Raw genomic sequence first — 11,418 nt, forward strand, 5'->3', positions numbered from 1 at the left:
GCTGTGAGCCGTTCGCACTCTGACATGCATCCGGAAAGCTCGGGCTCGGATGGCGGCGCCCCCGGTTCACCGGGAGGTGCTGGCCCGCGCCGTACCCGCACCCGCGGCGGCCGGCCCACCAGCGGTGGTCCCGCCGCCGGTGGTCCCGCTGGCGGCGGTCCCGCCGAGACGGGGGGTTCTCCGGCCGAGTCCTACGCCGCGCACCGCCGCCGCAGCGCCCACCCGAAGTTCGCCGAGTTCTCCTCGGCGATGTCCTTCGAGCTCGACGCCTTCCAGCGCACCGCCTGCCAGGCCCTCGAATCGGGCCACGGGGTCCTGGTGTGCGCGCCGACGGGGGCGGGCAAGACGGTGGTCGGCGAGTTCGCGGTGCACCTGGCCCTGTCCGAGGGCCGCCGCTGCTTCTACACCACGCCGATCAAGGCGCTGTCCAACCAGAAGTTCGCCGACTTCTGCGACCGCTACGGCGAGGACGCGGTCGGCCTGCTCACCGGCGACACCTCGATCAACGGCGACGCCCAGGTGGTCGTGATGACCACCGAGGTGCTGCGCAACATGCTCTACGCGGGCTCCCGGGGCATCGACCAGCTCGGCTACGTGGTGATGGACGAGGTGCACTACCTCGCCGACCGCTTCCGGGGAGCGGTGTGGGAAGAGGTCATCCTGCACCTGCCCGACCACGTGCAGCTGGCGAGCCTGTCGGCGACGGTCAGCAACGCCGAGGAGTTCGGCGAGTGGCTGGTGGAGGTGCGCGGGGACACCACCGTCGTCGTCGACGAGCACCGCCCGGTCCCGCTGTGGCAGCACATGCAGGTCGGGTCGCGGATGTTCGACCTCTTCGGCGGCGAGACCGACGACCGGGAGCTCCAGCTCAACCCGCGGCTGCTGCGCCACACCCAGGAGCTCTCCCGGGTGCACGCGCCCTACGGGCGGGGACGCGGTGGCCCCGGCAACCGCCGCAAGGGGCCGCGTCCGCCGCGCTTCTTCCCGCCGTCCCGCGTGGAGGTCCTCGACAGCCTGAACTCGGCAGGCCTGCTGCCCGCGATCGTGTTCATCTTCAGCCGGGCGGGCTGCGACGCGGCCGTGAGCCAGTGCGTGCGCGCCGGGCTGCGCCTGACCGGGGAGCACGAGGCCGAGGAGATCCGCGAGATCATCGAGCGGCACACCAGCTCGCTGCCCGAGGCCGACCTCGCCGTGCTGGGCTACTGGGAGTGGCGCGACGCCCTGGAGCGCGGGGTCGCCGCGCACCACGCCGGGCTGCTGCCCGCGTTCAAGGAGACCGTCGAGGAGCTGTTCGTCCGGGGCCTGGTCAAGGCGGTCTTCGCCACCGAGACCCTGGCGCTGGGCATCAACATGCCCGCCCGCACCGTGGTGCTGGAGCGGCTGGTCAAGTTCAACGGCGAGTCCCACGTCGACCTCACCCCCGGCGAGTACACCCAGCTCACCGGGCGAGCGGGACGGCGCGGCATCGACGTCGAGGGTCACGCGGTCGTGGTCTGGCAGCCCGGCGTGGACCCCAAGCAGGTCGCCGGGCTCGCCTCCACCCGCACCTACCCGCTGCGCTCCTCGTTCCGCCCCGGCTACAACATGGCGGTCAACCTGGTGCAGCGCGTCGGGCGGGACGCGGCGCGCGACCTGCTGGAGCAGTCCTTCGCGCAGTTCCAGGCGGACCGCTCGGTGGTCGGCATGTCGCGGCGGGTGGACCGCAACGCCGAGGCCCTGCAGGGCTACGCCGAATCGATGACCTGCCACCTCGGCGACTTCGCCGAGTACTTCGCGCTGCGCCGCCGGATCGCCGAGCGGGAGAAGGTGCTGGCCAAGCAGAACCGGGCGTCCAAGCGGGCCGAGGCGGCGAAGTCGCTGGAGCGGCTGCGCAAGGGCGACGTCATCCAGGTCCCCGCCGGGCGCCGCTCCGGGCTCGCCGTGGTGATCGACCCCGGCCTGGAGCCGATGGGCGAGCCGCGCCCGCTGGTGGTCACCGAGGACCGCTGGTCCGGTCGGCTGTCGGTCGCCGACTTCACCTCGCCGGTGGAGGCGCTGGGCCGGATGCGGCTGCCCAAGCACGTCGACACCCGCTCGCCGAAGTCCCGCCGCGACCTGGCCTCCGGGCTGCGGGAGACGGGGATCTCCACGTCGGGCGGGCGGAGCAGGCGGCGGGCGGACTCCGGCGACGACGCCGAGCTGGCGAGCCTGCGGCGCGCGCTCAAGGCGCACCCGTGCCACGGCTGCGACGAGCGGGAGAAGCACGCCCGCTGGGCCGAGCGCCACGAGCGGCTGCGGTCGGAGACCGAGCACCTGCGGCGCAAGGTCGCGACCACGACGCACTCGCTGGCGCGCGCCTTCGACCGGATCATCGGGCTGCTCGCCGAGCGCGACTACGTCACCGCGGACGATCCGGAGCGGCCGGTGACCGAGCACGGCAGGCGGTTGTCCCGGCTCTACAGCGAGTCCGACCTGCTGGCCGCCGAGTGCCTGCGCGCGGAGATCTGGACCTCGCTGCAACCCGCCGAACTCGCGGCGGTCGTGTCCGCGCTCGTGTTCGAGTCCCGCCGGGAGAGCCCGGTGGCCCCGGCGGTGCCCTCCGGTCCGGTCACCGACGCGCTGGAGAGGACCTGGCACGTCTGGGGCGAGCTGGAGGAGGACGAGCGCAGGCACAAGCTGGACCGCACCAGGGAACCGGACGCCGGTTTCGCCTGGCCGGTGTACCGGTGGGCGCGGGGCGAGTCGCTGGAGCGGGTGCTCACCGCGGCCGAGTCCACCGGGCACGAGCTCTCCGCCGGCGACTTCGTGCGCTGGTGCAGGCAGGTGGTGGACCTGCTGGACCAGATCCGGGACGTCACCGGCAGGTCCGATCCGATCGGCTCGGCGGCGGCGAAGGCCGTCGCGGCGATCCAGCGGGGAGTCGTGGCGGCCGGCGCGATGTGATCGCCGGGGTACCGGCCGCGGTTCCGGGCTGTGATTGGATCTGTCGCGTGGCGGGTCGGGGGTCGCCGCACCGGAACGAGCAGCCAGTCCCCGGAGGTACCTGATGACCGGCCCCTACGGACCGCCCCCGCAGCGCGGTCGGCCTCCGCACCCCGGTGGTCCGCAGGCCCACCCGCGCGGGGGGCCGGGGCGACCGGGCAGGCCGCGGCCCGCTCCGCCGGGGCCGCGGGACGTCGGCGCGGCCGAGACGACTCACCCGAACCTGCCGCCGATCACGGTCGGGCCGCCCGGGCGCGGCTCGGCGCCGCCGCCCCCGCCGCTGCCACCCCGGCGGGCCTCGAAGGCGCCGTGGCTGATCGGCGGGGTCGTCCTCGTCGCGGTCGCCGGATCGCTCGCCGTGGTGGGCTTCGTGCACCCGGCTGTGCTGGTGCACGACCGGTTCGACGCGAACAGCGTGCAGCACGGCGTCGCGCGGACCCTGGAGCGCTCCTACCACCTCAGCGCCGTCGAGTCGGTGCGCTGCCCGGACGGGCAGCGGGTCGTGGTCGGCAGCAGCTTCGACTGCGAGGTGTCGCTGCCCGGCGGCCGCAAGCGCGTCTCCGTCACCGTCCGGGACTCCTCCGGGACCTACGAGGTCGGCTACCCGAGGTAGCGGGAATTTCGCTCGACGCGCGCCGCTGCGCTGGGCAGGATCGGGGGTGTGAACGACCTCGACGTACGACACCTGGCCGAGTCCGAGTACCGCGCGGCGCACGAGCTGTTCGTGGCCTCGTTGCACCACACCGAGCGCACCCCCGAGGAGCGGTGGGCGCGTTCGGTGACGCGCTACGAGCCGGGACGCGCGTTCGGGGCGTTCCTCGGCGGCGAGCTCAGCGGTACCGCGATGTCGCTGAGCTCGGCGCTGGAGGTGCCCGGCGGGGCGGTGCTGCCCGCGGCGGCGGTGACCGGGGTCGGGGTGCGCGCGGACCGCACGCGGCGCGGGCTGCTGCGGGCGCTGATGGACGCCCAGCTCGCCGACCTCCGGGAGCGCGGCGAGCCGATCGCGATGCTGCACGCGTCGGAGACGACGATCTACCCGCGCTTCGGCTACGGCCTGGCCAGTCGCACCTACCGGCTCGCGATCGCCAGCTCGCTGGCGCGGATGCGGCCGGAGGTTCCGGTCGGCGGGAGCGTGCGGCTGGTGGACGGCCCCGCCGCCGAGGAGCTGCTCCCGGAGCTCTACGCCCGGATCGCGACGGGCAGGCCCGGGCTCATCGCCCGGAACGCGGGCTGGTGGGCGACCCGGCTGTGCGACACCGCGGGGAACGGCGGTTCGACGCGGATCGCGGTGCGCTCCGACGAGTCCGGCGCCGACGACGGCTTCGTGCTGTTCGCGCCGTCCAAGACCGACCACCGCTTCGGGGACGGCTCGGTGACGGTGCGGATCACCGATCTCGTCGGCGCCGGCCCCGCCGCCTCGGCCTCGCTGTGGCGGTTCGTGCTCGGCCTGGACCTGATGACCGAGGTCGTCGCGATCGACCGGCCGCTGGACGAGCCGCTGCACTGGTGGCTGGAGGAGCGGCGCGGGTGCCGGGTCGAACGGCTCGACGACGACCTGTGGGTGCGGTTGGTGGACGTGCCGACCGCCCTGGCCGCCCGCTCCTGGGGCGCGGCGGAACCCGTGGTGGTCGAGGTGCGCGACGCGACGCTGCCGGACAACGCCGGGAACTACCGGATCGGCCCGGACGGTGCCGTGCGCTGCGCGGAGCGCCCCCAGCTCGCCCTGGACGCGGCCCTGCTGGGCGCGTTGTACCTGGGCGACGTCGCGCCGTCGACGCTGGCGGCGGCCGGCCTGATCGAGGTGCGCGAACCCGCGGCCCTCGACCGCGCGGACCGGCTGTTCGCGGTGCCGCGGCCGCCGTGGTGCGGCACCGGGTTCTGATCAGCCGCCCACGGCGGCGATCAGCCGGTCCAGCGGGCCGCCGAGGCCCCAGCGCGCCCCGAGCTCCGCGAGCCGGTCCGGATCGGCGGGGGCGGCGGGCACGGCGTCGTCCTCGCGATCGACCACCACGGGCGCGTCCCGCGCCACCAGCACCACCGAGGGGGCGGCGTCCAGGTAGCCCGAGGACTCGGCCAGCTTCCCGCGCACCCGGGGGGTGAGCCGCCGGTCCTCGCGCGCGGCCGCGGCGCGCAGCGCCTCCAGCGAGCCGAACTCGGTGATCAGCTTCGCGGCGGTCTTCTCCCCGATGCCCGCCACCCCGGGCAGGCCGTCCGAGGGGTCGCCGCGCAGCATCGCCATCTCGGCGTAGGCGATCCCGGCCCGCGCCGGGTCCAGCGCGTAGCGCTCGGCCAGCTCAGCGGGCCCGAACTCCTGCGCCTTGGCCAGCCCCGCGCCCACGTAGCGCACCCGCACCGGGACCGGCTCGGTGCGCACCAGCTGGAACAGGTCGCGGTCACCCGTGACGACCTCCACCCGGTCCGCGCGCTCGCGGTCGGCCAGGGCGCCGATGACGTCGTCGGCCTCGTAACCCGCGGCCTCGGCGGTCGCCACGCCCAGGGCGTCGAGCACCTCCAGCACGACGGGGATCTGCGGGCCGAGCGCGTCCGGCACCTCTTCCGCGTCCGGCTGCTGCTCGGCGACGCGGTGCGCCTTGTAGGAGGGCAGCGCCTCGACGCGGAACCGCGGGCGCCAGTCGGCGTCCAGGCAGGCCACCACCCGGCTCGGCCGCTGCTCGGCGAGCAGCTTCGCGAGCATGTCGCAGAACCCGCGGACCGCGTTCACCGGAGTGCCGTCGGGGGCGGTGAGCGAGTCGGGGAGCGCGTAGTACGAGCGGAACCACAGTCCGGCGGAGTCGATCAGCATCACGGATCCGGTCACGGCGCCCACTCTGTCACGCCCCACCGGCACCGGCCTTCGACCGGCCGCGGGCGAAGGCTGTCAGATCGCTGTCACTAGGCCACCCGAGTTACCGCTTAGGGTCTGAACCAGTGCCGCCCGTCGTGGACGGGCGGCGCGCGGATCTCCCGGCCGCCGAGGCCGGGGCTGGACGGCCCGTCAACGCACCCCCGACCGGTGGCGGGCCGACTCCGGCCGAGCGATCGATCCTCCCCGGACGTCACCGCTCGGCCGGTGCGGCGAGCCGGGCCGGACCTTCGAGTCCTGCCCGGCTCGCTCAGCGCCTCCGGGGCGCGCTCCGCGCGCCGAGCTCGGCCCCGAACCACGCCGAGGAGGTCGCGCGGGCGGGCGGCCGGGACGCGACGCCGCTGGGACGAGGCGAGGGCCCGCGGCGGCGCGGCCGCAGGTTGGCCGGTCCGGTGGGCCACCCGAGGGATACGCGGGCGCCGAGCGGCACTTAGGGTAAGTGGCCATGGCCACTGATTCGCTCAAGCAGGATCCCGCGGTGCTGGCAGCCCGGCTGGGACGAGCCGCCGAGGCGGCCGCTACCGCGGACCTCGACGCCCTGCTGATCACCCCCGGTTCGGACCTGCGGTACCTGCTCGGTGCTCGCGGCGAGTCCTTCGAGCGGCTGAGCGCCCTGGTGCTGCCCGCCGCGGGCCGCCCCGGCGCCCCGGTGCTGGTGCTGCCGAAGCTGGAAGCCCCCGGCTACGCGGACGTGCCCGCCCAGGAGCTCGGAGTCGAGATCATCACCTGGGTCGACGGCGAGGATCCGCACGCGCTGGTCGCGGACCTGCTGAAGCGGGGCGGGGCGCCGTCCCGGCTCGCGGTCGCGGACGTGATGCCCGCGCTGCACGCCCTGCCGCTGCGCGGGGTGACCGGTGCGGAGCAGGTGCTGGCCGGGCCGGTGCTGCGCGAGCTGCGGATGCGCAAGGACGCCGCTGAGATCGAGCAGCTGCGCGCCGCGGGTGCCGCGATCGACCGGGTGCACGCGCGGATGGCGGAGTTCCTCCGCGCCGGGCGCACCGAGGCGGAGGTGGGCGCGGACATCGCCGCCGCCATCGTCGAGGAGGGGCACGCGGAGGCCGAGTTCGTCATCGTCGGCTCGGCCGCGAACGGGGCGAGCCCGCACCACGACGTCTCCGGCAGGGTGATCGAGGCCGGGGACGTGGTGGTCGTGGACATCGGCGGCCCGCTGCCCTCCGGCTACAACTCCGACTCCACCCGCACGTACGCGGTGGGCGAGCCCGCGCAGGCGGACGTGGCGGAGACCTACGCGGTGCTGCAGGCCGCGCAGGCGGCCGCCGTGCGGGCGGTGCGCCCCGGCGCGACGGCGGAGTCGATCGACGCGGCCGCGCGGGAGCCGATCGCGGCGGCCGGGTTCGGCGAGCGGTTCATCCACCGCACCGGCCACGGCATCGGCCTGGACGTCCACGAGGAGCCCTACATCATCGGCGGCAACGACCTGGTGCTGGAGGCGGGCATGGCGTTCAGCGTCGAGCCCGGCATCTACCACCCGGGGCGCTGGGGCGCCCGGATCGAGGACATCGTGATCGTCACCGACGACGGCGTGCTCAGCGTCAACGAGCGACCGCGCGACCTGGTGGTGCTGCCGGCGTGAGCGACCGCAACACGGGCGAGCTGGAGGCGACCGACCGGGCCATCCTGCGCGAGCTGGCGCACGACGGCCGGTGCAGCTTCACCGATCTCGCCGAGCGCGTGGGCCTGAGCGTCTCCGCCGTGCACCAGCGGGTGCGGCGCCTGGAGCAGCGCGGGGCGCTGCTGGGCTACGTGGCCAAGGTGGACGGTGACCAGATCGGCCTCCCGATGACGGCGTTCATCTCGCTGACGCCGATCGATCCGGCGGCGCCGGACGACTACCCGCAGCGGCTGGAGCACCTGCCGGAGATCGAGTCCTGCTACTCGGTCGCGGGGGACGAGTCCTACATCCTGCAGGTGCGGGTGGCCTCGCCGTTGGGCCTGGAGGAGCTGCTGCGCCAGATCCGGGAGGCGGCGAAGGTCTCCACCCGCACGACGGTGGTGCTGTCCACGCCGTACGAGCACCGGCCGCCGCAGATCTGATCGCGTCCTACCTGGAGTGGCGGTGCCGGTTCGTCCGGCGCCGCCACTCCGCTTTTCGGGGTTCGTTGGTGCGCGGGGGAAATCCGTCTCATGTTCGGCGGGACGGTACCAGTCGCCGCGATGCCCGGGAGGGGGCGCCGATGCGCTCGAGGAACGCTCGGACGTGCTCGTGCGAGCCCGGAGCGGACGGTGCGACGAGCGCTCGCGAAATCCGCATTCGCCGTGAAAGTTTGCACTGTGACTGAGTATTGCCAGTGAGCGGGAGAGATATCCGCACTATGTCGTGGTTTTTCGCGGGCACGCCTGTCCGGACACCGGAAAAACCGCCCGCAGACAGGGAAAACGACCGCGTCCGAGGACGGGGTCTTGCGATTCTCGCGCTCCCCGGGATTGAATGACCGCCCGACGCAGCGGAGATCGGGGACCGAACAGCACCCGGAATTCCCCGCGCCAGCAACGAGTGCCCCTCCGCGAACCGGCGTCCTCCGGCCGGAAGCCGACGCGAGCGGAGAACGCGGCACCAGGAACCTGAGTGGGTGGCATGAGATTCACGGAGATCGCGGACTACAGCGTCCGGCCGGGCAGGGTCGCCCGGTGGAGCGCCACGCCCGTCGAAGGAGCGCAGCCCGCAGTCGACCCGCGCCCGCCCTCGCACCTGCAGCAGGCGCACGTGCGGAAGGCCGCCGCGACGGCGGGGAGCGCCGATCCGAGCTGGCTCGCGATCGGGTTCGACCTCGACGGCCCGTTGGACGAGGAGGCCTGGCGCGCCGCGCTGCTGCGCTGGGTCGACCGGCACGAGACCCTGCGCAGCGGGCTGGATCCGACCCCGGGCGGCGTCCGCCGCCGCACCTGGGGACCCGGGCGGTTGTCCCTGTCCCGCACCGAGATCGGCGCGCACCACGACCCCGCGGAACTCTCCGCGGCGCTGCGCGAGCTGTTCACCGCGCACACCGATCCGACCCGCTGGCCCTCGTTCGTGGCCGCCACGGTCGAGCGCGCGGACTCCTGCACCGCCTGCCTCGCCTTCGACCACGGCAACGTCGACGGCTACTCCATCCTGCTGGTCGCCCAGGAGCTCCAGGAGCTCTACGCCGCCGCCAGGGAAGACAGGCCCGCCGAGCTGCCGGAGGTCGGCAGCTACGTGGAGTTCTGCGCGCGGGAACGGGAGTACAGCGAGGGATTCGAACGCACCGACGAGCCCGTGGCGCGGTGGGCCGAGTTCCTCGCGGACGGTGGCGGGGAGCTGCCCGGCTTCCCGCTGCCGCTGGCCGAGGGCGCTGCCGCCCCGGTCACCCGGGTGAGCCAGCACGGGTTGTGCGAATGGCTGGTGGACGACGCGGGCGCGGCCGCCTTCGAGCGGGCCTGCCGTCGCAACGGTGGCAGCGCCTTCGCCGGGTCGCTCGCCGGGTTGGCGCTGGCCGCTTCGCGCTCCGGTGCCGGCGACGGCACCGGGCTGGGCGAGGCGGAGACCTTCCGAGCCCTGCTGCTGATGCACACCCGATCGGCCCGGCAGTGGGCGCGCGCGCTGGGCTGGTTCGTCGGCCTCGCCCCGGTGGAGCTCGCGCTGCCGGTGGGCGCGGGAACACCGGACGGGATCGATCTGCTGGACCTGATGCCCGGGGCGGGCGCCGCGCTGCGGCGGGCGAAGCCGCTCTCGGCGGTGCCGGTGCCGAAGGTCTGCGAGCTGCTCGGCGTCGAGGCCGAGCCGAGGTTCGTGGTGTCCTACATGGACCTGCGCGCCAGCCCCGGCGCGTCCAGCTGGAACGAGTGGCGGGCGCGGGCGCTGCACGCCCCGGCCAGCTCCACCGACGAGGTCTACGTCTGGATCAACCGCAGCCACGACGGCATCTACGCGACGAGCCGGTTCCCGGGGACGCCCCGCGCGGACACCGCGGTGCGGGAGTACATCGCCCGGCTGCGCCACTTGGTGCGCACCGCCGCCGCCACCGCCGACCCCGGCTCCGCGCCCGGGATAGCTCCACTGTGGACGAATGGTGCGGTGGCGGACCGCACGCCGGTGGGCGCGGGAACCCGCCGCACCGGCAGCGAGAAGGGATTTCGAGCATGAGGATGAACGAACTCCGCGATTACGCGCCCGACCCCGGTCGCCTCGTCGAGTGGCGCCCGGCGGAGTCCGTGGCGGATGCGGTGCGCACCGCGCCCGAGCACCCGGCGCCGCCCTCGCCGATCCAGGAGAACCACCTGCGCCGCTCGCTGGCCAACGAGGCCGCGGGCGCGGTGCACTCGCCCTGGCTGTCCACGGTCTTCGAGCTGCCCGGACCCATCGACGTCGCCGCGATGACGGCGGCCTGGGGCGAGTGGGTGCGCAGGCACCGCACCCTGCTCACCTGGTTCGAGGAGACCGGGGGAGGACTGCGCCGCCGCGCGCTGGATCCCGACGCCCTCGCCTTCGACTGCGTCGAGATCGCCCAGCACGCCGATACCGAGCGCGTCCGCGAACACCTGGCGCACCGCTTCGACACCGCCACCAGCGCGCTGGACTGGCCGCCGTTCGTGTTCGGCGCGGTGCTGCGCGAGGACTCCTGCTCGGTGTTCTTCGCCGTGGACCACGCGCACACCGACGGCTACTCGATCTTCCTGGTCTTCGACGAGCTGCGCAGGCTCTACGAGCAGCACCGCACCGGCGAGCCCGCGCTGCTGCCCGAGGTGGGCGATCACGCGGAGTTCGCCGCCCGGGAGCGCGCCGCCGAGATCACCCCGGGGGACCGGGACGCCGCCGTGCGGGTGTGGAGCGAGTTCTGGCTCGCCGGCGGGGAGCGGCCGCCCTCGTTCCCGCTGCCGCTGGGCCTGGAGGACGGTGCGCCTCCGGGCAAGCTGCTCACCGAGCGGGAGCTGTTCGACAAGGAGCAGGCCGAGGCCTTCGCGAAGCGCTGCCGCCAGCACGGGGGGAACTTCGCCGCCGGGATCTTCGCGGCGCTGGCCGTGGCCGCCGCCGAGCTGGCGGGGGCCGAGCACTTCCGCACCCTGAGCCCGGTGCAGACCCGGGACGAGCGGCGCTGGGCGGTGGCGCAGGGCTGGTTCATCAACCTGGTTCCGCTGCACTTCGAGCTCGCCGGGCTCGGCACCTTCGGGGAGGTCCTCGGCGCCGCCGAGGCGGCCTTCGCCCGCGCTCGGACCGTCGCGCACGTCCCCGCGGCGACGCTGATCGAACAGCTGGGACCGTCCCTGCGGTTGCAGCAGGACGCGCGCACGGTGCTGCCGATCGTGTCGTTCATCGACCTGCGCCGGATCCGCGGCAGCGAGCTGTGGGAGCAGGCCGGGGCGCAGGTGCTCAGCGGGCCGGGCGAGGGCTTCGACGTGCCGATGTGGATCAACCGGTTGCGCGGGCTGACCTACCTCAAGGCCAGCTATCCGGACACCCCGGTCGCGGCGGTGAACGTGGCCCGGTACCTGGATCGCACCCGGGACGTGCTGCACCGCGTGCTGGCCGAGGGCGATCACGCGTTCCGGGTCCCGGTCGCGGCAGCGGGGCGCTGAGCCGCGCTCCAGCGGCGCGTCCCGAGCGTCGGAACCGTCGC

General features: G+C 74.4%; 8 protein-coding genes. 7 read left to right on the forward strand and 1 reads right to left on the reverse strand.

Annotation, left to right across the window (positions count from 1 at the left end; all coding sequences use genetic code 11):
* Nucleotides 1-24 precede the first annotated feature (24 nt).
* The 3 genes from ACL03H_RS06215 (at nt 25) to ACL03H_RS06225 (ending at nt 4,843) form a co-directional block, all read left to right on the forward strand.
* On the forward strand, nt 25-2,922 hold the full coding sequence (locus ACL03H_RS06215) for a DEAD/DEAH box helicase (RefSeq protein ID WP_412810122.1): 2,898 nt from the start codon (nt 25-27) through the stop codon (nt 2,920-2,922).
* 103 nt (nt 2,923-3,025) lie between these two features.
* Nucleotides 3,026-3,574 (forward strand): DUF4333 domain-containing protein, encoded by a 549-nt coding sequence (locus tag ACL03H_RS06220; RefSeq protein WP_412810123.1) that lies wholly within the window; start codon nt 3,026-3,028, stop codon nt 3,572-3,574.
* A 48-nt stretch (nt 3,575-3,622) separates the two neighbouring features.
* Nucleotides 3,623-4,843 carry a GNAT family N-acetyltransferase gene (locus tag ACL03H_RS06225; RefSeq protein ID WP_412810124.1) on the forward strand — a complete coding sequence of 407 codons (1,221 nt, stop codon included), beginning with the start codon at nt 3,623-3,625 and terminating at the stop codon, nt 4,841-4,843.
* On the opposite strand, the gene ACL03H_RS06230 is transcribed toward ACL03H_RS06225, so the two are convergent.
* Nucleotides 4,844-5,764, reverse strand: a complete 921-nt coding sequence (locus ACL03H_RS06230) for a 5'-3' exonuclease (RefSeq protein WP_412810238.1) — start codon at nt 5,762-5,764, stop codon at nt 4,844-4,846. It abuts the gene before it with no gap.
* Nucleotides 5,765-6,269: 505 nt separating this feature from the next.
* On the opposite strand from ACL03H_RS06230, the gene ACL03H_RS06235 reads away from it, so the two are divergent.
* The 4 genes from ACL03H_RS06235 to ACL03H_RS06250 all read left to right on the forward strand — a co-directional run bounded on the left by ACL03H_RS06235 (nt 6,270) and on the right by ACL03H_RS06250 (nt 11,377).
* The gene (locus ACL03H_RS06235; RefSeq protein WP_412810125.1) at nt 6,270-7,418 is read left to right on the forward strand and encodes a M24 family metallopeptidase; all 1,149 of its coding nucleotides are present in this window, start codon (nt 6,270-6,272) and stop codon (nt 7,416-7,418) included.
* Entirely contained in the window at nt 7,415-7,879 is a 465-nt protein-coding gene (locus ACL03H_RS06240) for an Lrp/AsnC family transcriptional regulator (RefSeq protein ID WP_412810126.1), read from the forward strand. The genes ACL03H_RS06235 and ACL03H_RS06240 overlap by 4 nt, the downstream gene beginning before the upstream one ends.
* Before the next feature lie 541 nt (nt 7,880-8,420).
* Nucleotides 8,421-9,947 (forward strand): condensation domain-containing protein, encoded by a 1,527-nt coding sequence (locus ACL03H_RS06245; protein WP_412810239.1) that lies wholly within the window; start codon nt 8,421-8,423, stop codon nt 9,945-9,947.
* Nucleotides 9,944-11,377 carry a condensation domain-containing protein gene (locus ACL03H_RS06250; RefSeq protein WP_412810127.1) on the forward strand — a complete coding sequence of 478 codons (1,434 nt, stop codon included), beginning with the start codon at nt 9,944-9,946 and terminating at the stop codon, nt 11,375-11,377. Before ACL03H_RS06245 ends, ACL03H_RS06250 begins: the two co-directional genes overlap by 4 nt.
* The last annotated feature ends 41 nt before the right edge of the window (nt 11,378-11,418 follow it).

The sequence above is a fragment of the Saccharopolyspora antibiotica genome (assembly GCF_047200635.1).
GTDB lineage: Bacteria > Actinomycetota > Actinomycetes > Mycobacteriales > Pseudonocardiaceae > Saccharopolyspora_C.